Consider the following 23,852-nt stretch of genomic DNA (forward strand, 5'->3'; position numbering starts at 1 on the left):
CGGTCCACCGATGCCACCAGGCCCGGTGACACCACCCCCCGGATCATCCGTTCGACTGGGGGACAAAGTCATGCCGAGCCTGGCGACCAGAGCTCCAAGATCAGAGCCGCGAAAACGGTAACGGGGGCTGGGTGCCTGGGTCAGTAGACCGGGCCGGTGTACTTCTCGCCCGGGCCCTGGCCGGGAGCGTCCGGGTAGGCCGAGGACTCGCGGAAGGCGCGCTGGAGGGTCTGCAGGCCGTCGCGCAGCGGGCCCGCGTGTGGCCCGAGGTACTCGACCGAGGCCGTGACCAGTCCGGCCAGCGCCGTGATCAGCCGCCGGGCCTCGTCCAGGTCCCGCTCCGGGGCGGTGTCCGGGTCCGCCGCGGCCAGCCCGAGCTTCTCCGCCGCGGCGGACATCAGCATCACCGCCGCCCGGCTGATCACCTCGACGCTGGGAACATCGGCGAGCTCGCGGACGTTGAGGTCTGCATCCGCGACGTGCGCTGGCTCACCGACCGCCTGGTCGGTCGCGCTGGTCCGGGACGGGGTTGGCTGCGGTTCGGTCACGCCTGCTACCCTGACACGCGCGACCAGCCCCCGCGCAGGCGGGGGCGGCAAAGTGGAGCCCCGCTCCCACCCGAGTGGCCGCCACAGGCCGCCGGGTTCCGGTCCTGCCGGTGGTGCACACCGTTGGCAGCGCGAGACGGTATTGCGATACCGGTTCGATCGGTTCGGAGTCGGGGTCCCGCGGTCCGCGAAAGCGGCGCCTGCGGGACCTCTGCATTCCCGGGGTGAGCTCTACGCGCCGCGGTGCAGCAAACGAAGCCATCGAACCGAGGAGGGCCCATCAGCTCCGAGACGCGCATCAACGACCGCATCCGGGTTCCGGAGGTCCGGTTGGTCGGACCCAACGGCGAGCAGGTCGGCATCGTCCGCATCGAGGACGCGCTTCGGCTTGCCCAGGAAGCGGATCTGGACCTTGTCGAGGTCGCCCCGCAGGCGCGCCCGCCGGTCTGCAAGCTCATGGACTACGGCAAGTTCAAGTACGAGAGCGCGCAGAAGGCTCGCGAATCGCGCCGCAACCAGCAGCAGACCGTCATCAAGGAGCAGAAGCTCCGGCCGAAGATTGACCCGCACGACTACGAGACGAAGAAGGGCCACGTGTCCCGCTTCCTCAACCAGGGTCACAAGGTCAAGGTGACGATCATGTTCCGCGGCCGTGAGCAGTCGCGTCCCGAGTTGGGTTTCCGCCTGCTGCAGCGACTGGCCGAGGACGTTGCCGACCTGGGTTTCGTCGAGGCCAACCCGAAGCAGGACGGTCGGAACATGATCATGGTTCTTGCGCCGCACAAGAGCAACAAGACCAAGCCCAAGGCGAACGCGTCGTAAGACGGGTTCCGCGGGCTGGTGATGTGACGCCGGGCCGGGACGCGAACCGCGCCCCCGCCCGGCATCAGTACGAAACGAGGACGAGCAGATGCCGAAGAACAAGACCCACAAGGGCACCGCGAAGCGCATCAGGGTGACCGGCACGGGCAAGCTGCGGCGTGAGCAGACCGGACGTCGGCACCTTATGGAGAAGAAGTCCAACCGCGTCACCCGGCGCCTGGAGGGCACCGAAGCGGTGGCCAAGGCCGACGTCAAGCGCATCAACCGACTGCTGGGTCGCTGAGCCGACCGCTGCCTCCCCGACGGGCAGCAGCAGGTCAGCAGCGCACTTCCAGCCACCCGCACCGGGCGGTCACCCCGCCCCCGATGAGATAACAGGACGGACCCCGTGGCACGCGTCAAGCGGGCGATCAACGCCAAGAAGAAGCGCCGCACGATTCTCGAGTCGGCCCGCGGCTACCGCGGTCAGCGCTCCCGGCTGTACCGCAAGGCCAAGGAGCAGATGCTCCACTCGATGACCTACTCCTACCGCGACCGGCGCGCCCGCAAGGGCGACTTCCGGAAGCTGTGGATCACCCGGATCAACGCCGCGACCCGGCAGCACGGTCTGACCTACAACCGCTTCATGCAGGGCCTGAAGGCCGCCGAGGTGGGGGTCGACCGCAAGATCCTCGCCGAGCTCGCCGTCAACGACCCGACCGCGTTCGCCGCGCTGGTCGAGGTGGCGCGCAAGAACCTGCCGGAGAGTGCGGCCTGATCGCCGAGCGCACCTCTGCCGCACCGCGACCCGGGACGGCTCCGCTGACGGAGCGATCGTCCCGGGTCGCGGTCGCTCGCAAGCTCACCCGCCGCGCGGGCCGGGAGAAGGCCGGGGCCTTCCTCGCCGAGGGCGCGCAGGCGGTCGGCGAGGCGCTGGCCGCGCACGTCGACGGTGCGGTACGGGTCCGCGAGGTGTTCACCACGGGGCACGAGCGGCACGCGGCTGCGCTGGAGCGCGCCCGCGCCGCGTCGGTGCCGGTGCACCTGGTGACCGAGCGGGCCGCGGCGTCGCTGTCGGAGACGGTGACCCCGCAGGGCCTCGTCGCGGTCTGTGACCTGCCGGACGTCGGCGTGGCCGAGGCGCTGGCCGCGCGCCCGAAGCTGGTCGCGGTGCTGGTGGGCGTGGCCGACCCGGGCAACGCGGGCACCGTGGTCCGGGTCGCGGACGCCGCCGGGGCCGGGGCGGTGCTGTTTGCCGGGGACACCGTCGACGCCTACAACGGCAAGGCGGTGCGGGCCTCCACCGGCAGCGTCTTCCACCTGCCCGTCGCCCGGAACCGCGACGCCGCCGCCGTGCTCGCCGCCTGCCGCGCCGCGGGCCTGCGGCTAATCGGGGCCGACGGCTACGCCACCGACGACCTCGACACCGCCGACCTGCGCGGCGACCTGGCCGAACCGACCGCGTGGGTGTTCGGCAGCGAGGCGCACGGCCTGCCGGTGGCGGTCCGCGCCGAGCTGGACACCACACTGCGCGTGCCGCTCTACGGCCGTGCCGAAAGCCTCAACCTGGCCACCGCCGCGGCGGTCTGCCTCTATGCCTCCGCCCGCGCCCAGCACCGGTGAGAAGCCGTCCGGCAACTCGTTCTGCGTAGCTGGTCACCAGGCGGAATCCGAGACGCGCGGCCGCGCCCCGGTCGGGTGGCAGACCACCCGCGGCCGGGATCACCGCGTAATTCGGTCGCGGCCGTCTAATAGACTCAAGGGGCTACTTGCGGCTTGCCCCCGCATGCCAACGAGCAGGTTGGCCCACCCCGGGCGCGTCCCGGAGGCGGGCGCTGATGCCTGTCGGATCAACGGGAGTCACGCACACACGATGTCTGGAGCCAACGACCCGTACGACCCGAAAGAGGTCGCCGCGCTGTCGCCGGAGACGCTGGACCGCGCGGTGGTCGAGGCCCGCAACGCCTTCGCGGCGGCCGCCGACCTCGAGGCGCTGGCCGCCGTCAAGCCCGCGCACCTCGGCGACCGGTCGCCGCTGCTGACCGCGCGCCGGGAGATCGGGGCGCTGCCGCCGAAGGCGCGCGCCGAGGCGGGCAAGCGGGTCAACCAGGCCCGCGAGGCGATCCAGGGCGCGTTCGACGAGCGCCGCGCCGCGCTGCAGGCCGAGCGCGACGCCCGGGTGCTGCGCGAGGAGAGCGTCGACGTGACGCTGCCCTGGGACCGGGTGCCCGCCGGAGCCCGGCACCCGATCACGCAGCTCATCGAACGGGTCGTGGACACCTTCGTGGCGATGGGCTGGGAGGTTGCCGAGGGGCCCGAGCTGGAGACCGAGTGGTTCAACTTTGACGCGTTGAACTTCGGCAAGGACCACCCGGCGCGCACCATGCAGGACACCTTCTACGTCGCCCCGGAGAACTCCGGGCTCGTGCTGCGCACCCACACCTCGCCGTCGCAGGTCCGCGCGCTGCTTGACCGCGAGCTGCCGGTGTACGTGGTCTGCCCGGGCCGCACCTTCCGCACCGACGAGCTCGACGCCACCCACACCCCGGTGTTCCACCAGGTCGAGGGCCTCGCGGTGGACAAGGGCCTGACCATGGCGCACCTCAAGGGCACGCTGGACGCCTTCGCCCGCGCCATGTTCGGCGCGGACTCGAAGACCCGGCTGCGCCCGTCGTTCTTCCCGTTCACCGAGCCGTCGGCGGAGATGGACGTGTGGTTCCCGGAGAAGAAGGGCGGCGCCGGCTGGGTCGAGTGGGGCGGCTGCGGCATGGTCAACCCGAACGTCCTGCGCGCCTGCGGCGTCGACCCCGACGTCTACACCGGGTTCGCGTTCGGCATGGGGCTGGAGCGCACCCTGCAGTTCCGCAACGGCATCCCGGACATGCGGGACATGGTCGAGGGCGACGTCCGGTTCACCCAGCCCTTCGGCATCTGACCCACCTGACACCACCCACCTGAACGAGAGAAGGGCCTGACCAAGTGCGGATTCCGGTTTCCTGGTTGGCCGAGCACCTTGAGCTGCCCGAGGAGACGACCGCGGAGACGCTGGCCGACGCGTTCGTCCGGATCGGGTTGGAGGTCGAGGAGGTCACCCACCTGACCCAGGTGCGCGGGCCGCTCGTGGCCGGTCGCGTCGCCGAGATCGAGGAGCTGACCGGGTTCAAAAAGCCGATCCGGTACTGCCAGGTCGAGGTGGGGCGGACCGAGTCCGGTGACCCCGAGGTGAACGGCATCATCTGCGGTGCCCGCAACTTCCAGGAGGGCGACCTGGTGGTCGTCGCGCTGCCCGGCGCGGTGCTGCCCGGCGAGTTCGCGATCACCGCCCGCAAGACCTACGGCAAGCTCAGCGAGGGCATGATCTGCTCGGCCAAGGAGCTGGGCATCGGCGAGGACGGCGACGGCATCCTGGTGCTGCCGCCGGGGTCGGCTGACCCGGGCGACGACGCGATCGAGCTGGTGGGTCTGGACGACTCGGTCATCGAGCTGGCCATCACCCCGGACCGCGGCTACTGCTTCTCGGTGCGCGGCCTGGCCCGCGAGCTGTCCAACGCCCTCGACGTGCCGTTCGGGGACCCGGGCCTGCGGCAGGTGCCGGTCGACGACCGCCCGTCCCGCGAGGTGGAGCTGCGCGACCCGAGCGCCTGCTCGCGGTTCGTGCTGCGCCGCGTCACCGGCGTGGACCCGACCGCGCCCACCCCGTGGTGGATGCGCCGCCGCCTGGCGCTGGCCGGGATCCGCTCCATCTCGCTGGCCGTGGACATCACCAACTACGTGATGCTGGAGCTCGGCCAGCCGTTGCACGCCTTCGACACCACGAAGCTCAGCGGTTCCCTGGTGGTGCGCCGCGCCGAGCCGGGCGAGAAGCTGACCACGCTGGACGGGATCTCCCGCGAGCTCGACCCGGACGACATCGTGATCGCCGACGACTCCGGCCCGGTGTCGCTGGCCGGGGTGATGGGTGGCGAGTCCACCGAGATCAGCCACCACACGCACGACGTGCTGCTGGAGGCGGCGAACTGGGACCCGGCGAGCATCGCCCGCACCATCCGCCGCCACAAGCTGCCCAGCGAGGCGGGCAAGCGGTTCGAGCGGTCGGTGGACCCGGCGGTGGCCCCGGTGGCCACCGAGCTGGCCGCGCAGCTGCTGGTGCGCTACGGCGAGGGCACCATCGCGCCGGGCCGCACCGACGTGGGCGAGCCGAAGCCGCCGACGCCGGTGACCATGCCGCTGGCGCTGCCGGACCGGATCGCCGGGGTCAACTACGAGCGCGGCGTCACCGCCCGCCGGTTGAGCCAGATCGGTTGCCGCATCGAGGTCAGCACCTCCGACGAGGGCGTCGGCCTGGTCACCGCGACCCCGCCGTCCTGGCGGCCGGACCTGCAGCAGCCCTACGACCTGGTCGAGGAGGTGCTGCGGCTGGAGGGCTACCACACGATCCCGTCGGTGTTGCCGGCCGCGCCGCCCGGCCGTGGGCTGACCGAGGCGCAGCGCCGCAAGCGCGCGGTGTCCCGCGCGTTGGCCGGCGCGGGCTACGTCGAGGTGCTGCCGTTCCCGTTCACCGGCGACGCGGTCCTCGACGCCTTCGGGCTGGCCGAGGACGACCCGCGGCGGCGGACCACCGAGCTGCTCAACGCGCTGGAGAGCGACAAGGCCAAGCTCACCACCACGCTGCTCACCGGTCTGCTGGACACGTTGCAGCGCAACGTCTCCCGCGGCCAGCGCGACCTGGCGCTGTTCCACATCGGACAGGTCGTGCAGCCGGCGGCGGACCAGCCGCCGGTGCCCCAGGTCGGCGTGTCCGGTCGGCCGTCGGACGAGCAGATCGCGGCCCTGCACGCCGCGCTGCCCGCGCAGCCCACGCACGTCGCCGTGGTGCTCGCCGGGCACCGGGAACCGGCCGGCTGGTGGGGCCAGGGCCGCGACGCCGGGTGGGCCGACGCCGTGCAGGCCGCGCGCGTGGTGGCCGCGGCCGCCGGGGTGGAGCTGACCACCAGCGCCGCCGAGTACGCGCCGTGGCACCCGGGCCGGTGCGCCCAGCTGCTGGTCGACGGGACCGTGGTTGGCCACGCGGGTGAGCTGCACCCGAAGGTCGTGGAGGCGCTGGGCCTGCCGAAGCGGACCTGCGCGATGGAACTCGACCTGGACGCCCTGCCGCTGGTGGACAACCGCCCGGCGCCGCAGATCTCGGCGTACCCGCCGGTGCTGATGGACGTTGCGCTGGTGGTGGACAAGGCGGTCGCCGCGGCGGACGTGGTCGCCGCGGTCCGCACCGGCGGCGGTGAGCTGCTGGAGGACGTCCGGCTGTTCGACGTCTACGAGGGCGAGCAGCTCGGCGAGGGCAAGAAGTCGCTGGCCCTGGCCCTGCGCTTCCGGGCCCCGGACCGGACCCTGAAGCAGGAGGAGGCCACCGAGGCCCGCGACGCGGCGGTCCAGGCCGCCGCGGAGCGCCTCGGCGCCACCCTCCGCGCGTGACGGCGGCGGGGCCCGGGCTCGGTCCCGGGCCCCGGTGAGGGGGCGTCGTGGTCAAGCTGGACAGATTGATCAACGTCCTCGGCGGTTTCGGGGCGCGGCTCGGCACCGCACCACGTGACCGGTCGGTGGAGCTGCGGTCGGTCGCCGTGCATGACCCGGCCGACCCCGCCACGGGCGAGGAGGACGTCCTGCTCGCCGTCGGTGTCGACGCGGACGCGGCTGCGGGGCTGCTCGCGCGGACCAGGGCGGCAGTGGTCGTGTTCCGCTGCCCCGAGCTGGACGGGGCCGTGCTCGCCGCGGCCCGCGAACGCGGCGTCACCGTCGTGCTGGTCGACCCGGCCGTGTCGTGGGGGCAGGTGGCCGGCGTCGTCTACGGGCTGGTGCTGGAGGGTCGGGAGACCGAGGCCGGCCGGGGGCCGACGGACCTGTTCGCGCTGGCCGACGCGCTCGCGGACTCGGTGGGCGGACCGGTGACGATCGAGGACCACCGGTCGTGCGTGCTCGCGTACTCCAGCCGCCAGCACAGCGCCGACCGGGCGCGGCTGGCCACGATCCTGGGTCGACGGGTGCCGCCGGAGATCCGGCGGATGCTGGCCGAGCGCGGCGTGTTCCGGCACCTGCGGACGTCCGACGCGCCGATCTTCGTGGCCCCGCTGGAGAAGGATGCCGAGCACGGCCGGGTGGTCGTCGCGGTCCGCGCGGGCAAGGAGCTGCTGGGCTCGATCTGGGTGGAGTCCGAAAGCCCGCTGGCGCCGCCGCGCGAGGCCGCGCTGGTCGCCGGCGCCCGCACCGCGGCGCTGCACCTGCTCCGCACGCGGGCCAGCGCGGACCTGGAGCGGCAGGTCGAATCCGACCTCGTCATCGGCCTGTTGGAAGGCCACGCGGACCCAGCCGCGGTGTTGAGCCGCCTGGGGCTGCGCAGCAGGCGTTACCGGGTGGTGGCGGTCCAGGTGCGCGCCGGGCCGGAGGCCGCGCCGCTGCTGGTGTTCGAGCGCGCGACGACCGGGTTCGGCTGGTCACGCCCCGGCCGGAGCGCGCTGTTCGCGAACACGGTGTACACGATCCTGCCGCACGAGGACGCCGAGCCCGCGTGCGCGTGGGCGCGGGCGCTGGTGCGGGACATCGACAGCGACGCGGCGGTGCTGGTGGGCGTGGGCGGTGCGGCCGAACCGGCGCAGCTGGTGGACAGCCGACGGGAAGCCGACGAGAGCCTGGCGGTCCACGCCACGCGGGGGGACCGGGCCCCGGCGGTGGTGTACGACGACGCATGGCACGAAATCCTGTTGCGGCGCTTGCGGGGTGCCGCCGCGGCCGGGCGCGCGCCGGACCGCGGTCCCGTTGTCGAGCTGCGGCGTCACGACCACGAGCACGGTACGAGCTACGTGGCGACACTGCGGGCGTGGCTGGAGTGCCAGGGCGATCTGGCGGCTGCGGCGGCGCGCCTCGGCGTGCACCCGAACACCGTCCGGTACCGGATGCGGAAGATGGCCGAGCTGACGCCGCTGCGCCTGGACGACCCGGACGTCCGTCTCGCGATGATCATCGCCCTGGCCGTGTAGTCGGTTCCGGCCAAACCGGGCGCAGCGATTTGTGCGATTCCGACACCGGTTCGGCTGCCGGGTCCGGGCAGGCTCCACTCAGAACGACTGAGGAGGAAGCATGCGCGAGGACGGGATCGACGGGATTCCGCGGCGGGCCGTGGTGGTGGGCGCCGGGGTGGTCGGGTTGTCGACCGCCTGGTTCCTGCAGGAGCACGGCATCGAGGTGACGGTGCTGGACCAGCGCGATGTGGCGGCCGGGGCGTCCTGGGGCAACGCCGGTTACCTCTCCCCGGCGTTCTCGATCCCGCTGCCGGAGCCGGGTGTGCTCCGCTACGGACTCCGCTCACTGTTCGCCCCCGATGCTCCGCTGCACGTGCCCGCGTCCGCGGATCCGGCGCTGTGGTGGTTCCTGCTGCGCTTCGCCCGGCGGTGCACGGCCCGGGCGTGGCAGCGGTCGATGCGCGCGTTCGTCCCGATGAACGCGGAGTGCCTGGACGCCTTCGACGCGCTGGCCGCGAACGGCGTGCGGGCGGCGACGCACCCGGCGTCCGTGACGGCCGCGTTCGACAAGCCCGAGCAGCTCGCTGAGCTGCGCCGCGAGTTCGAGCAGATGCGGGACTGCGGCCAGGACGTGGAGATCCGCGAAGTAGCCGCGTCGGAGGCCGGTGTGCCGCAGCTGTCATCGCGCATCGCGGCGGTTCTGCGCATCGAGGGGCAGCGCTACGTGGATCCGGGGGAGTTCACGACGCGGCTGGCCGAGGCGGTCGTCGCGCGCGGCGGCGGGCTGCGCACCGGATTCCGGGTGCGCGACGTGGTGCGCGGCTCCGGGCAGGTGATCGTCAGGTCGGACCGGGACGAGCGCGTGTCGGCCGAGGTCGTGGTGCTGGCCACCGGAGCCTGGCTCAGTCGGCTGGCGAAACCGCTGGGCGTCCGCACCCCGGTGCGGGCCGGTCGCGGCTACTCCTTCACGGTGCCGACCGACCAGCCGGTCCAGGGCCCGATCTACCTGCCCACGGTGCGCGTGGCGTGCACGCCGTACCGGGGCGGCCTGCGGGTGGCGGGGACCATGGAGTTCCGCTCGGTCGACGATCCGCTGGACCGCGGCCGGATCGCGGCGATCGTGCGCTCGGCGCGACCGCTGCTGCGCGGCGTCGCCTGGGACGACCGCCGCGACGAGTGGGTCGGCGGGCGACCGGTGACCCCGGACGGCCTCCCGCTGATCGGCCCGACGAGGATGCCCGGCGCGTACGTCGCGGGCGGCCACGGCATGTGGGGCCTGACCCTGGGACCGCTCACCGGGCGCCTGCTCGCGGAGCAGATCACCACGGGCAAGCGCCCGGTGCTCCTGCGACCGTTCGACCCGCTGCGATGAGCGAGGAGCTGTCCGCCGCGGAACGCGCGGAGCTGGACTGGCTGCGCCGCGAGAACCACCTCCTGCGCGTGCAGAAGGAGATGCTCCTGCGCATCGCCACGGAGTACGCGTTGGAGCAGCGGACCGACGAACCAGCGGAAAACCGGTGAAGAGCGACGTCCCCACTGGTGGGTGGGGACGTCGCTGCCACGTCGTCAGGACGTGACCGCGCACTGGCCGCGGTCTTCGCGCGCCGGGCCCGCCGCGGTGGGGCGGACGTCGAAGTCGAAGATCGCCGTCGGCACGTAGAGCGAGCAGCAGGCGTTGGGGATGTCAACGATGCCGCTGATCCGGCCCTCGATGGGCGCTGATCCGAGCAGCAGGTACGCCTGTTCGCCGGTGAACCCCCACTTCCTGAGGTACTCGATGGCGTTGAGGCACGCCCGGCGGTACGCCACGGTGGCGTCCATGTAGTGGTTCGTGTCCGTGTCGTGATCCACCGAGACGCCGGAGAACGACAGGAACTCGGAGTATCGCGGCTCGACGTTGCCCGGCATGAACAGCGGGTTGGTCGTCACGCCGAACTTCTCCATGCCGTCCTCGATGAGGTCGACGTGCAGGTCGATGAAGCCGCCCATCTCGATCGCGCCGCAGAAGGTGATCTCGCCGTCGCCCTGGCTGAAGTGCAGGTCGCCCATGGAGAGTTTCGCGCCGTCCACGAAGACGGGGAAGAAGACCCGCGATCCGCGGGTGAAGTTCTTGATGTCCTGGTTACCTCCGTTCTCCCGGGCGGGAACCGTCCGGGCGCCCTCGTTGGCGATTCGGTGCGCATCGTCCCCGGTGGCCTGCCCGGCCAGGGCGCCGGGCGCGGTGGGCGGCAGGCCCAGGGGCGGAACGCGGTTCGGCTCGGTGTCGATGAGCGCCTGCTCGCGCCGGTTCCACCTGGCGAGCAGGTCCGCGGACGGGGCGGTGCCGATCAGGCCGGGGTGCGTGATGCCGGTGTAGCGGATCCCCGGCAGGTGCCGGGAGGTGCACTGCTGCCCGTGGAAGTCCCAGATTGCCTTGTAGGCGTCCGGGAAGTAGTCGGTCAGGAAACCGCCGCCGTTGGCCTTGGCGAACACCCCGGTGTAGCCCCAGCCCTGCCCCGGTGCCTCGCCGACCTGCTGCGGGACCGGACCGAGGTCGAGGATGTCGACCACCAGGAGATCACCTGGTTTCGCACCTTCGACGCCGATGGGGCCGCTGAGCATGTGCGTGACGTCGAGGTTGACGTCGCGCACGTCGTTGGCGGAGTCGTTGTTGCCGAGCTGGGCGTCGGTCCACTCCCGGCATTCGATGCGGAACTCCTGGCCGGGGCGCACCATCGCGGCCACCGGGATGTCCGGGTGCCAGCGGTTGTGCCCGGGAACCGCCTGGTCCCGCATCGACTTGGACTGGTCGACGCTGAAAACCACTTCTGGCATGGGTAATCCTCCTCGCGGTTGCGGATCAACGGGATGTGGGCATGGCCCGGTAGCCCCGCTGGAAGGCCCGGAGCGACCACTCGTGGGTGGTGCCCCACCACAGGGCGATGAACACGACGACGCCGAAGACCAGCAGCGCCAGCGCGATGGCGTTCGGCTCCGTCCAGTAGCCGGTCATGATCAAAAACGACGGGATCGCGGCGGTGACCCACCCCTCGATCGCCGCCACCCAGCCCGTGTAGCGGGTGAGGCGTTCCTTCTTGAGGCCGAGCAACAGGAAGAACAGCAACCACAGGAACGACCAGTACAGCCAGATCACGCCGAACGGCGGGTCGCCCAGCAGCCGGAAGTTCGCGAACGAGTAGCCGAGCGCCATGATGGCGACGAACAGGGAGAACCACCCCACGCCGGTGCTGTCGAAGTTACCGAGCAGGCCGATCCCGACGTAGAGGTAGGTGAAGCCGAACAGGTAGATGCCGGACGCGCTGAGGATCGTGACCGGATCCGCGAGGTCCGCCGCGATCAGGATGGTCGGCGTGATCACCTGCAGCGCGCCGACGAAGATGTTGAACACGGCGATCGCCTTCGGATCAGCCTTGCCCAGCAGCATGACGCCGTTGAGGAAGAGCACGGCGCCGACGTAGAGCAGTCCCACGTATGCCACCTGGGACACCTCCGCTGGTGTCTGGGATCGGTCAGGGACGTGGGAGGCGGGACAGCGGCTGCCCCTTCGGTACCTCGGTGACAACCTCCGGTTCGTCGCGGCTCCGCTCCTCGCGGGCGAGCGCGGCGCCGAGCGGCGCGGGCGTACTGGCGAGGTGGGGAACCGAGAAGATCCTGCGGGCCGGGCCCCGGCATTCCGGGCAGTCACGTGCTGCCGCGGCCGTGCCCATCGGCTGGCGCGTCTCGAAGCGCCCGCATCGCGGGCAGTCGTACTCGTACGTCGCCACGGGTCCCTCCCTCCCGACGAAGTGAGGTGCTGAAGCCGCCGACGGTCGTCCGGACCAAATCGGCTGCCCAAACACCAGGAGACTCCCGGAGCCTCCGGTCGGTCCAGGGACGAACAGCCCTGACGGCGTGGTGTTGGGCGCGCGGTGTTGACTGAGCGTGCATGACCTGCTGATAATGTCCGCCACATTGGGTGAACCGGTGGCGGAGTTCGTCACAGAGCGCATTCCCCAGCGGTACCCGACCCCGAGCTGAACGGACGGCTGCCGTGCGCGCTCCCCGACACGATTCCGCCCGCCACGTCATCCTGACCGCGTGGATCTGTCCCGGCTGCGACGTCGCCGGGCGGACCCCTCCCGAGGACGAGCCGGAGTGCTGGAACTGCGGCGGCGAGGTCGTGGTCACGGCCCGCCCCGCGGTGCCCGCTGCCGGCACCGCCACCGCGCAACCAGGCTCCTGACCTCCGCCCAGCTGCTGCCGCTAAGCAGCGTTCGGCGGCTTGTTGACCACCGCCGCGAGGTCGTTCAGTGCGGCCACGACAACATTCCGTCTGAGGTCCGTTACCGGCACCGCCACGCGAACCATTCCGCGCAGTCCCTTGCTCAGGGCGGGGCGTTCAGCGGCGGTGGCGGGCGGTGTACTCGTGCGCGGTGAGGCCCATCAGAACCAGGTACTGGGCGCCACCGCAGAGGAACTCCGGGTCGCGCAACCGGCCTTCCTCGCGGAAGCCGAGCCTGCCGTGCAGGGCCAGCGACGGGACGTTGCAGCCGTAGATGCCAACCTCGCACTTCGCGTAGCGGCGGTACCAGAACATGTACGCCAGCAGGACGTTGATCGCGTCGCCGGCGTAGCCGCGGCGGCGGTGCTGCGGCCCGATGCCGATGCCGTAGCTGAACCGGCCGGACCCCGGCTCGGACTGGCTGGTGGACATCGAGCCGACCAACGTCCGGTCGTGCAGCGTCTCGATGGCCAGCTGGAAGTCGTCGCCGCAACGCGGGTGGTTCGCCCGGTGCGCCGCCCAGTGCCGGTACCCGTCGACGCCCGCGTAGCCGCTGTGCGCGGACTCCCGGTCGAAGCGCATCAAGGTGCGCCGGTCGGTGGGTTCGATCTCCCGTAGCCGCACCTTCCGTCCCACCCAGCTCGGCGTGCACGATTGCGGATCGCGGTGGGCCACCAGACCGGGGTGCGGCGGGATCATCGACATCGCACACGATGATGCCGGGCCGTCCGCGCCGATTGCGCAGGGGGGTGGGTCCGTCACGGAAGGGTTGTGTGCGCGTGGGTGTCGCGTTCCCCCGAACCGGTTTGATTGATGTTTCATTGGAGTGCATAATTATCCGCATGACGGTTCGAGTGGCTGTGGCCGGTGCGAGCGGGTACGCGGGCGGGGAACTGCTCCGCCTGCTGCTGTCGCACCCGGAAGTGGAGATCGGCTCGTTGACCGCGGGCGGCAACGCCGGGAGCAGGCTCGGCCAGCACCACCCGAACCTGCTGCCGCTGGCCGACCGCGTACTCACCGAGACCACCGCCGCCGAACTCCGCGGCCACGACGTCGTCTTCCTCGCGCTCCCGCACGGCCACTCCGCCGCCATCGCCGCCGAACTCGGCGACGACACCGTGGTCATCGACTGCGGCGCCGACCATCGGCTCACCGACCCTGACGCCTGGGCCCGCTGGTACGGCGGCGAGCACGCCGGCACCTGGCCCTACGGCATCCCCGAACTCCCCGGCGCCCGCGAGCGGCTGCGCGGCACCAAGCGCGTCGCCGTGCCCGGGTGCTTCCCCACGGTCGCCACGCTGGCGGTGTTCCCGGCGCTGGCCGCCGGGCTGATCGATCCCGACGTGGTGGTCGTCGCGGTCACCGGCACCTCCGGCGCCGGACGGGCGCTCAAGCCGCACCTGCTGTCCGCCGAGGTCATGGGCTCGGCCAGCGTCTACGGCGTGGGCGGCGTACACCGGCACACACCGGAGATGGTGCAGAACCTCAGCGCGGCGGCGGGCGAACCGGTGAAGGTGTCCTTCACCCCCGTCCTGGCGCCGATGCCGCGGGGCATCCTCGCCACCTGCAGCGCGCCGCTGAAGGGCGACGTCGACCCCCAGACAGCCCGCAAGGTCTACCTCGACGCCTATGACGACGAACCGTTCGTGCACGTCCTGCCCGAAGGGCAGTGGCCGCAGACCTCCGCCGCGCTCGGTGCGAACACCGTGCACCTGCAGCTGGCCGTTGACCCCGACGCCGGGCGGCTGATCGTCGTCGGCGCCGAGGACAACCTGACCAAGGGCACCGCGGGCGGTGCGGTGCAGTGCATGAACCTCGCCGTGGGCCTGCCCGAGACCACCGGGCTGCCCACCACCGGAGTCGCGCCGTGACCGCTCTCAAGCTCCGGCTGCACGCCGAACAGCTGGCGGTCGGCTTGGTCCCCGCGTCCGCTAACCTCGCCCTGACCGGAGGCACCGCACCCATCCACGGCAGCATCACCACCGGCGCGGGCCGCACCGTCATCTTCCCGCACTCGCTGGCCGCCGAGGCCGGCCGAGGAGTCCGCGTCGAGGGCCCGTTCCGGGCGCTGGAGGTCGACGGACCACTGAACTTCTCGCTGACCGGTGTCCTTGCGGCCCTGCTGGTGCCGCTGGCCGAAGCCGGGATCAGCGTGTTCACGCTGTCCACCTTCGACACCGACTGGATCCTGGTGCCCGCCGAGGCGGCGACCAGGGCCGCGGACGTGCTCATCGCCGCCGGCCACACCGTGAACATCGCATGAGCGACAACCGTTTCCCGCTCGGGCAGCTGTCCCGAACGGCACCCGGTGTTCCACCAGACGCAGAGGAGAGTCAATGAGCGTGACCGGACCTGCCGGTTTCCGGGCGGCCGGGGTGGCCGCCGGGATCAAGGCCGCAGGCGCGCGCGACCTCGCGCTCGTCGTCAACGACGGGCCGCAGCAGTCCGCTGCCGGGGTGTTCACCACCAACAAGGTCAAGGCCGCGCCCGTGCTGTGGTCGCGGCAGGTGTTGCAGGAGCGCAAGCTGCACGCGGTGGTGCTGAACTCCGGGTGCGCCAACGCCTGTACCGGGCCGGAGGGCTTCCAGGACACCCACGCCACCGCCGAGAAGGTCGCCGAGGTACTCGGCGTCGGTGCCATCGAGGTGGCGGTCTGCTCCACGGGGCTGATCGGGGAACGGCTGCCGATGGACGCGCTGCTGTCCGGTGTGGACAGCGCGGCCAAGGCGCTGGCGGCCACCGAGGAGGCCGGGTTGCACGCGGCCACCGCGGTGCTCACCACCGACACCAAGCCGAAGCAGGCCCTCCGCCGGCACGACGCGGGCTGGTCGATCGGCGGGTTCGCCAAGGGCGCCGGGATGCTCGCCCCGAACCTGGCCACCATGCTCAGCGTGCTCACCACCGACGCGGTGATCAGCGGCGACGACCTGGACGCGGCGCTGCGCGCGGCCACCCGGCTCACCTTCGACCGGCTCGACGTCGACGGCGGCACCTCCACCAACGACACGGTGCTGGTGCTGGCCTCCGGCGCCTCCGGCGTGCAGCCGTCCCGGGAGGAGTTCACCGAACTGCTCACCAACGTCTGCATGGACCTCGTGCGGCAGCTGCAGGACGACGCCGAGGGCGTCACCAAGACCATCGACATCACGGTGCGCGGCGCGGCCAGCGAGGCCGACGCGGTCGCCATCGGCCGCACCATCGCGGAGGACAACCTGGTCAAGACCGCGATGTTCGGCTCGGACCCGAACTGGGGCCGGATCGCGATGGCGCTGGGCAGGGTCGACGCCGAGATCGACGTGGACAGGCTGGAGATCGCCACCAACGGCGTGACCCTGTACGCAGGCGGCGCCAAGGCCCGCGACCGCAGCGAGGCCGACCTGTCCGGCCGCGCCATCGAGATCGTCGTGGACCTGCACCTCGGCGACCACACGGCGACCATCCTGACCACCGACCTGTCCCACGGCTACGTCGAAGAGAACAGCGCGTACTCGTCATGACCCAGTACGGAACCGATGACCGGTTGGCCACCGCGGCCGAGAAGGCCAACGTGCTCGTCGAGGCGCTGCCATGGCTGCAGCGTTTCCACGGAGCGACGATCGTCGTGAAGTACGGCGGCAACGCGATGGTCGACGACGACCTCAAGCGCGCCTTCGCGCAGGACATGGTGTTCCTGCGGCTCGCCGGGCTGCACCCGGTCGTGGTGCACGGAGGCGGACCGCAGATCACCGCGATGCTCGACCGCCTCGGCATCGAGGGCGAGTTCCGCGGCGGGCTGCGGGTGACCTCCCCGGAGACCATGGACGTGGTCCGCATGGTGCTGGTCGGGCAGGTCGGCCGCGAACTCGTCGGCCTGATCAACCAGCACGGTCCGTACGCGGTCGGCATGTCCGGCGAGGACGCCCAGCTGTTCACCGCCGAGCGGCGCACCGCCACGGTCGACGGCGAGCAGGTGGACGTCGGGCTCGTCGGCGACGTGGTGTCAGTCAACGCCGACGCGGTGCTGGACCTGATCCGGGCCGGCCGCATCCCCGTGGTGTCCACGGTCGCCCCCGACGTCGACGGGGTGGTGCACAACGTCAACGCGGACACCGCGGCCGGGGCACTGGCGGTGGCGCTCGGCGCCGAGAAGCTGGTGGTGCTCACCGACGTCGAGGGGCTCTACACGAACTGGCCGGACCGCTCGTCGCTGGTGACCCGGCTGGACGCGGACGAACTGGCGGCGCTGCTGCCGAGCCTGGCCTCGGGCATGGTGCCGAAGATGGAGGCATGCCTGCGCGCGGTGCGCGGCGGGGTGCCGCGGGCGCACGTGATCGACGGACGTCTCGCGCACTCGGTGCTGCTGGAGGTGTTCACCAGCGCGGGAGTGGGGACGATGGTGCTGCCGGCGGCAGCGGAGGACGCATGAGCGACACTCGCGCATCTGGCGCTCATGCGGTCCGGGCGGGTACGGATGTCCCGCAGAACACAGCGGAGGGTGAGGACTGATGACCAGCAACGCCGCGGGGGCACAGCGGTGGCAGGCGTCCATGATGGACAACTACGGCACCCCGAAGCTGACCCTGGTCAGCGGCTCGGGGTGCGAGGTGACCGACGCCGACGGCCGCACCTACCTCGATTTCGTGAGCGGGATCGCGGTCAACGCGCTCGGCCACGCCCACCCGGCCGTGGTGCGGGCGGTGTCCGACCAGATCGGCGTGCTCGGCCACGTCTCCAACCTCCACATCCACGAACCCGGCCTCAAGCTGGCCGAACGGCTGCTGGACCTCGCCGGTGCCACCGGTCAGGGCCGGGTGCTGTTCTGCAACTCGGGGGCCGAGGCGAACGAGGCCGCGTTCAAGATCGCGCGGCTGACCGGCCGGCCCAAGCTGGTCGCCACCCACGGCGGCTTCCACGGCCGCACCATGGGCGCCCTCGCCCTCACCGGCCAGCCCGCCAAGCAGCGGCCGTTCGAACCCCTGGCGCCCGGAGTGGTACACGTGCCCTACGGCGACGTGGCCGCGTTGGAGTCCGAAGTGGACGACAACACCGCGGCGGTGTTCCTGGAGCCGATCCAGGGTGAGAACGGCGTGGTCGTGCCGCCCGAGGGCTACCTGCAGGCGGCGCGCGAGATCGCCACCCGCAACGGTGCCCTGCTGGTGCTCGATGAGGTGCAGACCGGCATCGGCCGCACCGGATCGTGGTTCGCGTTCCAACGCACGGGCGTGGTTCCCGACGTGATCACCCTGGCCAAGGGACTCGGCGGCGGCCTGCCGATCGGCGCCTGCATCGGCATCGGCACCGCCGGCGACCCGCTGCGCCCCGGGCAGCACGGCACCACCTTCGGCGGCAACCCGGTGGTGTGCGCCGCTGCGCTGGCGGTGCTGGACACCATCGCCGCCGACGGCCTGCTCACCCACGTCGAGCAGGTGGGCAAGGACCTGGTCACCGGCTTGCAGCAGCTCAACCACCCGTTGATCCGCGAGGTGCGCGGCGCGGGCCTGCTCATCGGCATCGGCCTCGCCGAACCCGTGTCGGCCGCGATCGCCGCCGCCGCGCAGGACGCCGGGTTCCTGGTCAACCCCGTCCAGCCGGACGCGATCCGGCTCTGCCCGCCGCTGATCGTGCGGTCCGAGCAGGTGCAGCGACTGCTCGCCGCCCTGCCCGCGCTGCTCGACGCCGCCAAGGAGAACCACTGATGCCCCGGCACTTCCTCCGCGACGACGACCTCACCCCTGCCGAGCAGGCCGAGGTCCTCGACCTCGCCGACCAGCTCAAGGCCGACCCGCTCGGCTCCGACGCGCTGGCCGGGCCGAAGTCGATCGCGGTGATCTTCGAGAAGAACTCCACCCGCACCCGGCTGTCCTTCGAGGTCGGCATCGCCCAGCTCGGCGGCCACCCGGTCGTCGTGGACGGGCGCATGATGCAACTCGGCCGCGAGGAGACCATCGAGGACACCTCCCGGGTGCTGTCCCGCTACGTCGACGCCGTGGTGTGGCGCACCTTCGCCCAGGCCCGCATCGACGCCATGGCCTCGGTGTCCCGGGTCCCGGTGATCAACGCGCTCACCGACGAGTTCCACCCCTGCCAGGTCCTCGCCGACCTGCAGACCATCCGGGAGCGGCACGGCAAGCTCGCCGGGCTGACCCTGACCTACCTCGGCGACGGCGCCAACAACATGGCGCACTCGCTGCTGGTCGGCGGCACCACCGCCGGGATGAACGTGCGCATCGGCGCCCCCGAGGGCTTCCGCCCGCTCGACTGGGTGCTGGACGCGGCCAAGAAGCGCGCCGCCGACACCGGCGGCTCGGTCGAGCTGTTCGACTCCCCACAGGCCGCGGTCGACGGCGCGGACGTCCTGGTCACCGACTCCTGGACGTCGATGGGGCAGGAGAACGACGGCAAGGACCGGGTCAGCCCGTTCCGGCCGTTCCAGGTCAACGCCGAACTGCTGGCCGCCACCGGCAAACCGAACACCACCGTGCTGCACTGCCTGCCCGCGCACCGCGGCATGGAGATCACCGACGAGGTGATCGACGGCCCGGCCAGCGCCGTGTTCGACGAGGCCGAGAACCGTCTGCACGCCCAGAAGGCGCTGCTGGTCTGGCTGGTGCAGCGACGATGACGACCAGGGTCGCGCGGCAGGCACGCATCGTGGAGCTGGTCTCGTCGAGGAGCATCCGCAGCCAGACCGAGCTGGCCAAGCTGCTCGCCGACGACGGCATCGAGGTCACCCAGGCCACCCTGTCCCGGGACCTCGACGAGCTCGGAGCGGTCAAACTGCGGGGCGCCGACGGCGGGGCGGCGGTCTACGTCATCCCCGAGGACGGCAGCCCGGTGCGCGGGGTCCAGGGCGGCACGTCGCGGCTGAGCCGGCTGCTCGGCGAACTGCTCGTCAGCGCCGACGGCGCCGGCAACCTGACCGTCCTGCGCACCCCACCCGGCGCGGCACAGTTCCTGGCCAGCGCGATCGACCGGGCCGCGCTGCCCGAGGTGGTCGGGTCCATCGCGGGCGACGACACCGTGATGATCGTGGCTCGCGAACCGCTCACCGGCCAGCAGCTGGCCCAGCGGTTCACCGCCATGGCCGTCGGCGGCCAGCGGTCCGCAACCGAGGGCGCCCCACCGGAGGACCGAGGCGATGACTGAGGTGCCGGCCCACTCCGGTGGGGCGCCCGACCGGAGCCTGGCCGGGGGATTCGTCCAGCCGTGGGGCCTGCCCAGCCCGACCGCGGCCCGGCGCGACCAGCGGCTCCGCGCGACTTCCCGAAAACCGTGACACCGCACACCACGACCGACACCGAGGGATCACCGTGACGCAGCAAGGCAGCGAGCCCACCAAGCTCTGGGGCGGCCGGTTCGCCTCCGGCCCGGCCGAGGCGATGGCCGCGCTGAGCCTGTCCACCCACTTCGACTGGCGCCTGGCGCCGTACGACATCGCCGGTTCCCGGGCGCACGCCCGCGTCCTGCACCGCGCCGGGCTGCTCACCGCCGAGGAGCTGGACCGCATGCTGGCGGGCCTGGACACCCTGGCCGCCGACGTCGAGTCCGGGGCCTTCACCCCGGTGATCGACGACGAGGACGTGCACACCGCGCTGGAACGCGGCCTGCTGGAGCGGGTCGGTCCGGAACTCGGCGGCAAGCTGCGCGCGGGTCGGTCCCGCAACGACCAGGTCGCCACGCTGTTCCGGATGTGGCTGCGCGACGCCAACCGCCGCGTGGTCTCCGGTGTCCTCGACGTCGTCGACGCCTTGGTCGCCCAGGCCACCAAGCACCCCGACGCGGTGCTGCCCGGCCGCACGCACCTCCAGCACGCGCAGCCGGTGCTACTGGCGCACCACCTCCTCGCGCACTGCCAGGCGCTGCTGCGCGACGTGCAGCGCTTCCGCGACTGGGACGCCCGCACCGCGTACTCGCCCTACGGCTCGGGCGCCCTCGCGGGCTCCTCGCTCGGGCTCGACCCGCAGGCCGTCGCCGCCGAACTCGGCTTCGCCGGCGCGGTGGACAACTCCATCGACGGCACCGCCTCCCGCGACTTCGCCGCCGAAGCGGCGTTCTGCCTCGCGATGCTCGGCGTCAACCTGTCCCGGATCGCCGAAGAGGTGATCATCTGGAACACCGCCGAGTTTGGCTACGTCACCCTCGACGACGCCTGGGCCACCGGCAGCTCGATCATGCCGCAGAAGAAGAACCCGGACGTCGCCGAGCTGGCCCGCGGCAAGTCCGGGCGGCTCATCGGCAACCTCAGCGGACTGCTGGCCACGCTCAAGGCCCAGCCGCTGGCCTACAACCGGGACCTGCAGGAGGACAAGGAACCGGTCTTCGACTCCGTCGAGCAGCTGGAGCTGCTGCTGCCGGCGATGGCGGGCATGCTCGGCACCCTGACCTTCCACTCCGAGCGGCTGGCCGAACTCGCCCCCGCCGGGTTCACCCTGGCCACCGACATCGCCGAGTGGCTGGTGCGGCAGGGCGTGCCGTTCCGGGTCGCGCACGAGGCGTCGGGGGCGTGCGTGCGCACCGCCGAAGCCCGCGGCGTGGGTCTGGAGGAGCTGACCGACGCCGAGCTCGCCGCAGCCCACCCGGCGCTGACCCCACAGGTGCGCGAGGTGCTGACCGTCGAGGGCTCGATCGCCTCCCGTGACGCGCACGGCGGCACTGCACCCAGCAGGGTCGCCGAGCAGCGGGAACGCGTGGTCGACGCGGTCCGCCAACATCGCGAGTGGCTGACGGAGTGATCACGGATCAGCCGCGAACCGGTACTTTGTTGCCTGTGAGCCAGGTGACGCGCGACGAACTCGCACACGACCCACTGTGGGTTGCCCGCAGGCTGCTCGGCTGCGAGCTGCGCTCGACCAGTCCCCAGGGCGAGGTCGCGGTGCGGCTGGTCGAGGTGGAGGCGTACCGGGGTTTCGACGACCCCGCATCGCACTGCTACCGGGGGCGCACCGAGCGCAACGCGGTGATGTTCGGCCCGGCCGGGCACCTGTACGTCTACTTCGTGTACGGGATGCACTTCTGCATCAACGTGGTGTGCCTGACCGACGGCGTCCCTGGTGCGGTGCTGCTGCGTGCTGGGGAGGTCACCACCGGTCTGGAGCTCGCCCGCGCGCGGCGCCCGGCGGTCCGCAAGGACTCGCAGCTGGCCAGCGGCCCCGCCCGGCTGGCCGGGGTGCTCGGCATCACACGGGAGCACAACGGCGTCGACCTCACCGATCCGGAGTCCCCCATCCGGCTGTACAACGGGGAGCCGGTCGCCGAGGACGACGTCCGCAGCGGACCCCGCGTGGGGGTCGCCGCCGCCAAGGACCTTCCGTGGCGGACCTGGGTGGACGGCTCCGCTGCGGTCAGCGCCTACCGGCGCGGCACCCGCCGTCGCATCGGGGCCCGGGCGTGAACCCGGTTGCCCCGATGCGCGAAACTGAGGTGCGTGAGCGAGCACATCCTTGACGAGCTGACCTGGCGCGGGCTGATCGCGCAATCCACCGATCTCGACTCGCTGCGGCGGGAACTCGACGACGGGCCGCTCACGCTCTATGCGGGCTTCGACCCGACCGCGCCAAGCCTGCACGCCGGGCACCTGGTCCCGATCCTGACGCTGCGCCGCTTCCAGCAGGCCGGGCACCGCCCGGTGGTGTTGGCCGGCGGTGCCACCGGCCTGATCGGCGACCCGCGGGACGTCGGGGAGCGCAACCTGCACGACGAGGCCACGGTGCGGGAGTGGACGGAGAGGATCCGCACCCAGCTCGCGGCGTTCGTCGACTTCGACGACTCGCCGACCGGCGCGATCATGGAGAACAACGCGCACTGGACGGCGGATCTGCCGGTCACCACGTTCCTGCGGGACATCGGCAAGCACTTCTCGGTGAACACCATGCTGGCGCGCGAGACGGTGAAGCGCCGGCTGGAAACCGACGGCATGTCCTACACCGAGTTCAGCTACATGCTGCTGCAGGCCAACGACTACCTGCAGCTCTACCGCCGTTACGGCACCCGGTTGCAGCTCGGTGGCTCCGACCAGTGGGGCAACATCATCGCCGGGGTGGACCTGGTCCGGAAGCAGGAGTCGGTCGCCACGCACGCGTTGACCCTGCCGCTGGTCACCGACTCGGAGGGCCGCAAGTTCGGCAAGTCCACCGGCGGCGGCAACGTCTGGCTGGATCCGACGATGACCACTCCGTACGCCTGGTACCAGTACTTCATCAACACCGCGGACGCCGACGTGCCGAAGTACCTGCGGCTGTTCACGTTCCTCAGCCGCGAGGAGATCGAGCAGTTGGAGCGGGACACGGCGGAGCGGCCGCAGTTGCGCGTGGGGCAGCGCAGGCTCGCCGAGGAGCTGACCACGCTGGTACACGGCGCCGAGGAGACCCGCAAGGTCACCGCGGCCAGCCAGGCGCTGTTCGGCCGCGGGGAGCTCGCCGAGCTCGACGAGGCCACACTGGATGCCGCCATGGCCGCCGTGCCCACCGCGGAGATCCGGCTGGCCGACGGGCCGACGATCGTCGATCTGCTCGTCGAGACCGGTCTGGTCACCGGCAAGAGCGCGGCACGGCGCACCATCAAGGACGGGGGCGCGTACGTCAACAACGGCAAAATCGCTGATGAGGACTGGTCCCCGAGCAAGGAGGACCTGCTGCACGGGCGCTGGCTGATCCTTCGACGTGGCAAGCGTCACACTGCAGGTGTTCGGGTCCTGTACTAGCCTGAAACCAGCACCGGAAAGGGGTGCTGACCTGCGCTTTCACTTCTTTCCGGTGCTGAACCGGGCCGATTTGACTCTGGGTGGATCGGCGCGTAAATTGTTTCATGTCAGCGCGACGCGGGCCGGGAAATCCGGGCCGGGGCTGACGGCGGGGTCGCGAACCAAGCTCCCACGGGTGAATGGTAGAGTGGGCGCCTCGAGGGGAAGCCTGAGGAATTGTCCGGGGTTTCCGTGTGAACTTTGACAGATGAGCGCTTGGCTTCGGCTGGGTGGAATAGTGGTCCGGAAATCGGGGATGGTGATCCGGTGGGGGTGGCCCCCCTGGGTGAATCCCGGTGGGACGGTCTGCTAGTCTGGTTGACAGCGAAAGCGCGAGTGAGGAAATGCTCCCCGGGGCTTCTGGCACTGTGTGGTGCTGGGGTTGTGGTGTGGGCGTGTTCTTTGAGAACTCAACAGCGGACTGTTTTGGTTGGTGTTTTTGTTTGCCCCTGGCCATGCATTGTTGTGTGTGGTTGGTGGTTTCTTTGAGTATCACGCGTGCGGGCTGTCTT

26 protein-coding genes are annotated in these 23,852 nt (G+C 71.5%); 21 read left to right on the forward strand and 5 right to left on the reverse strand.

The features are described 5' to 3' along the window. Positions 1–140 precede the first annotated feature (140 nt). Positions 141–425 carry a DUF1844 domain-containing protein gene (locus tag IEY17_RS24505; protein WP_188991810.1) on the reverse strand — a complete coding sequence of 95 codons (285 nt, stop codon included), beginning with the start codon at positions 423–425 and terminating at the stop codon, positions 141–143. Between the two features lie 366 nt (positions 426–791). Between IEY17_RS24505 and infC the strand changes: the two genes are divergently transcribed. From infC to IEY17_RS24550, 9 genes are all read left to right on the forward strand, one after another. After that, positions 792–1,370: a translation initiation factor IF-3 gene (infC, locus tag IEY17_RS24510; RefSeq protein ID WP_188991769.1), complete on the forward strand. Its 579-nt coding sequence runs from the start codon at positions 792–794 to the stop codon at positions 1,368–1,370. Between the two features lie 88 nt (positions 1,371–1,458). After that, positions 1,459–1,653 (forward strand): 50S ribosomal protein L35, encoded by a 195-nt coding sequence (gene rpmI, locus IEY17_RS24515; protein ID WP_188991771.1) that lies wholly within the window; start codon positions 1,459–1,461, stop codon positions 1,651–1,653. Positions 1,654–1,758: 105 nt separating this feature from the next. After that, positions 1,759–2,127 carry a 50S ribosomal protein L20 gene (gene rplT, locus IEY17_RS24520; RefSeq protein WP_188991773.1) on the forward strand — a complete coding sequence of 123 codons (369 nt, stop codon included), beginning with the start codon at positions 1,759–1,761 and terminating at the stop codon, positions 2,125–2,127. Beyond that, complete coding sequence (locus tag IEY17_RS24525) at positions 2,127–2,972, forward strand: TrmH family RNA methyltransferase (RefSeq protein WP_188991811.1); 846 nt, start codon at positions 2,127–2,129, stop codon at positions 2,970–2,972. The genes rplT and IEY17_RS24525 overlap by 1 nt, the downstream gene beginning before the upstream one ends. Before the next feature lie 250 nt (positions 2,973–3,222). Next, the gene (gene pheS / locus IEY17_RS24530) at positions 3,223–4,284 is read left to right on the forward strand and encodes a phenylalanine--tRNA ligase subunit alpha (protein WP_188991775.1); all 1,062 of its coding nucleotides are present in this window, start codon (positions 3,223–3,225) and stop codon (positions 4,282–4,284) included. A 44-nt stretch (positions 4,285–4,328) separates the two neighbouring features. Further along, entirely contained in the window at positions 4,329–6,821 is a 2,493-nt protein-coding gene (gene pheT / locus IEY17_RS24535) for a phenylalanine--tRNA ligase subunit beta (protein WP_188991777.1), read from the forward strand. Between the two features lie 47 nt (positions 6,822–6,868). Then, the gene (locus IEY17_RS24540; protein ID WP_188991779.1) at positions 6,869–8,380 is read left to right on the forward strand and encodes a PucR family transcriptional regulator; all 1,512 of its coding nucleotides are present in this window, start codon (positions 6,869–6,871) and stop codon (positions 8,378–8,380) included. 100 nt (positions 8,381–8,480) lie between these two features. After that, positions 8,481–9,734 carry an NAD(P)/FAD-dependent oxidoreductase gene (locus IEY17_RS24545; RefSeq protein WP_188991781.1) on the forward strand — a complete coding sequence of 418 codons (1,254 nt, stop codon included), beginning with the start codon at positions 8,481–8,483 and terminating at the stop codon, positions 9,732–9,734. Next, positions 9,731–9,883, forward strand: coding sequence for a hypothetical protein (locus IEY17_RS24550; protein ID WP_188991783.1), 153 nt, complete (start codon positions 9,731–9,733; stop codon positions 9,881–9,883). The genes IEY17_RS24545 and IEY17_RS24550 overlap by 4 nt, the downstream gene beginning before the upstream one ends. A 45-nt stretch (positions 9,884–9,928) precedes the next feature. Here IEY17_RS24550 and fmdA read toward each other — a convergent pair whose 3' ends face one another. Genes fmdA through IEY17_RS24565 form a run of 3 tightly spaced genes read right to left on the reverse strand, consistent with a single transcriptional unit; the run spans position 9,929 to position 12,126 of the window. Then, positions 9,929–11,176 carry a formamidase gene (gene fmdA, locus IEY17_RS24555; protein WP_188991785.1) on the reverse strand — a complete coding sequence of 416 codons (1,248 nt, stop codon included), beginning with the start codon at positions 11,174–11,176 and terminating at the stop codon, positions 9,929–9,931. Between the two features lie 25 nt (positions 11,177–11,201). Then, positions 11,202–11,840, reverse strand: a complete 639-nt coding sequence (locus IEY17_RS24560; RefSeq protein ID WP_188991787.1) for an AmiS/UreI family transporter — start codon at positions 11,838–11,840, stop codon at positions 11,202–11,204. Positions 11,841–11,871: 31 nt separating this feature from the next. Beyond that, positions 11,872–12,126: an FmdB family zinc ribbon protein gene (locus IEY17_RS24565; RefSeq protein ID WP_188991789.1), complete on the reverse strand. Its 255-nt coding sequence runs from the start codon at positions 12,124–12,126 to the stop codon at positions 11,872–11,874. A 266-nt stretch (positions 12,127–12,392) separates the two neighbouring features. Here IEY17_RS24565 and IEY17_RS24570 point away from each other — a divergent pair, with 266 nt between their 5' ends. Next, a complete protein-coding gene (locus IEY17_RS24570; protein WP_188991791.1) occupies positions 12,393–12,584 on the forward strand; it encodes a hypothetical protein in 192 nt (63 codons plus the stop codon). 156 nt (positions 12,585–12,740) lie between these two features. Here IEY17_RS24570 and IEY17_RS24575 read toward each other — a convergent pair whose 3' ends face one another. Next, entirely contained in the window at positions 12,741–13,328 is a 588-nt protein-coding gene (locus tag IEY17_RS24575; RefSeq protein WP_229680580.1) for a GNAT family N-acetyltransferase, read from the reverse strand. A gap of 137 nt (positions 13,329–13,465) precedes the next feature. Here IEY17_RS24575 and argC point away from each other — a divergent pair, with 137 nt between their 5' ends. From argC to tyrS, 11 genes are all read left to right on the forward strand, one after another. Then, on the forward strand, positions 13,466–14,494 hold the full coding sequence (gene argC / locus IEY17_RS24580; RefSeq protein WP_188991793.1) for an N-acetyl-gamma-glutamyl-phosphate reductase: 1,029 nt from the start codon (positions 13,466–13,468) through the stop codon (positions 14,492–14,494). Then, entirely contained in the window at positions 14,491–14,886 is a 396-nt protein-coding gene (locus IEY17_RS24585; protein WP_188991795.1) for an ACT domain-containing protein, read from the forward strand. The genes argC and IEY17_RS24585 overlap by 4 nt, the downstream gene beginning before the upstream one ends. A 73-nt stretch (positions 14,887–14,959) precedes the next feature. Beyond that, entirely contained in the window at positions 14,960–16,120 is a 1,161-nt protein-coding gene (gene argJ, locus IEY17_RS24590; protein WP_188991797.1) for a bifunctional glutamate N-acetyltransferase/amino-acid acetyltransferase ArgJ, read from the forward strand. Beyond that, the gene (argB, locus tag IEY17_RS24595; RefSeq protein ID WP_188991799.1) at positions 16,117–17,028 is read left to right on the forward strand and encodes an acetylglutamate kinase; all 912 of its coding nucleotides are present in this window, start codon (positions 16,117–16,119) and stop codon (positions 17,026–17,028) included. Before argJ ends, argB begins: the two co-directional genes overlap by 4 nt. Before the next feature lie 79 nt (positions 17,029–17,107). After that, on the forward strand, positions 17,108–18,298 hold the full coding sequence (locus IEY17_RS24600) for an acetylornithine transaminase (protein ID WP_188991801.1): 1,191 nt from the start codon (positions 17,108–17,110) through the stop codon (positions 18,296–18,298). After that, the gene (gene argF / locus IEY17_RS24605; protein WP_188991803.1) at positions 18,298–19,224 is read left to right on the forward strand and encodes an ornithine carbamoyltransferase; all 927 of its coding nucleotides are present in this window, start codon (positions 18,298–18,300) and stop codon (positions 19,222–19,224) included. The genes IEY17_RS24600 and argF overlap by 1 nt, the downstream gene beginning before the upstream one ends. Further along, complete coding sequence (locus tag IEY17_RS24610) at positions 19,221–19,748, forward strand: arginine repressor (protein ID WP_188991805.1); 528 nt, start codon at positions 19,221–19,223, stop codon at positions 19,746–19,748. Before argF ends, IEY17_RS24610 begins: the two co-directional genes overlap by 4 nt. Further along, entirely contained in the window at positions 19,741–19,878 is a 138-nt protein-coding gene (locus IEY17_RS24615; protein WP_188991817.1) for a hypothetical protein, read from the forward strand. Before IEY17_RS24610 ends, IEY17_RS24615 begins: the two co-directional genes overlap by 8 nt. A 34-nt stretch (positions 19,879–19,912) precedes the next feature. Then, positions 19,913–21,334: an argininosuccinate lyase gene (gene argH, locus IEY17_RS24620; RefSeq protein WP_268240392.1), complete on the forward strand. Its 1,422-nt coding sequence runs from the start codon at positions 19,913–19,915 to the stop codon at positions 21,332–21,334. Positions 21,335–21,369: 35 nt separating this feature from the next. Next, on the forward strand, positions 21,370–21,993 hold the full coding sequence (locus IEY17_RS24625; RefSeq protein ID WP_188991806.1) for a DNA-3-methyladenine glycosylase: 624 nt from the start codon (positions 21,370–21,372) through the stop codon (positions 21,991–21,993). A gap of 33 nt (positions 21,994–22,026) precedes the next feature. Beyond that, the gene (gene tyrS, locus IEY17_RS24630; protein ID WP_188991808.1) at positions 22,027–23,301 is read left to right on the forward strand and encodes a tyrosine--tRNA ligase; all 1,275 of its coding nucleotides are present in this window, start codon (positions 22,027–22,029) and stop codon (positions 23,299–23,301) included. Positions 23,302–23,852 lie beyond the last annotated feature (551 nt).

The sequence above is a fragment of the Saccharopolyspora thermophila genome (genome assembly GCF_014646075.1).
Lineage (GTDB): Bacteria > Actinomycetota > Actinomycetes > Mycobacteriales > Pseudonocardiaceae > Saccharopolyspora > Saccharopolyspora thermophila.

Excerpts from the sequence above, each read along its gene's own strand:
- IEY17_RS24545 (WP_188991781.1), top strand. The coding sequence starts at position 8,481 with ATGCGCGAGGACGGGATCGACGGGATTCCGCGGCGGGCCGTGGTGGTG.
- fmdA (WP_188991785.1), bottom strand. The coding sequence starts at position 11,176 with ATGCCAGAAGTGGTTTTCAGCGTCGACCAGTCCAAGTCGATGCGGGAC.
- argF (WP_188991803.1), top strand. The coding sequence starts at position 18,298 with ATGCCCCGGCACTTCCTCCGCGACGACGACCTCACCCCTGCCGAGCAG.
- argC (WP_188991793.1), top strand. The coding sequence starts at position 13,466 with ATGACGGTTCGAGTGGCTGTGGCCGGTGCGAGCGGGTACGCGGGCGGG.
- IEY17_RS24615 (WP_188991817.1), top strand. The coding sequence starts at position 19,741 with ATGACTGAGGTGCCGGCCCACTCCGGTGGGGCGCCCGACCGGAGCCTG.
- IEY17_RS24575 (WP_229680580.1), bottom strand. The coding sequence starts at position 13,328 with ATGTCGATGATCCCGCCGCACCCCGGTCTGGTGGCCCACCGCGATCCG.
- pheS (WP_188991775.1), top strand. The coding sequence starts at position 3,223 with ATGTCTGGAGCCAACGACCCGTACGACCCGAAAGAGGTCGCCGCGCTG.
- rpmI (WP_188991771.1), top strand. The coding sequence starts at position 1,459 with ATGCCGAAGAACAAGACCCACAAGGGCACCGCGAAGCGCATCAGGGTG.
- IEY17_RS24610 (WP_188991805.1), top strand. The coding sequence starts at position 19,221 with ATGACGACCAGGGTCGCGCGGCAGGCACGCATCGTGGAGCTGGTCTCG.
- IEY17_RS24600 (WP_188991801.1), top strand. The coding sequence starts at position 17,108 with ATGACCAGCAACGCCGCGGGGGCACAGCGGTGGCAGGCGTCCATGATG.
- argJ (WP_188991797.1), top strand. The coding sequence starts at position 14,960 with ATGAGCGTGACCGGACCTGCCGGTTTCCGGGCGGCCGGGGTGGCCGCC.
- IEY17_RS24550 (WP_188991783.1), top strand. The coding sequence starts at position 9,731 with ATGAGCGAGGAGCTGTCCGCCGCGGAACGCGCGGAGCTGGACTGGCTG.
- argB (WP_188991799.1), top strand. The coding sequence starts at position 16,117 with ATGACCCAGTACGGAACCGATGACCGGTTGGCCACCGCGGCCGAGAAG.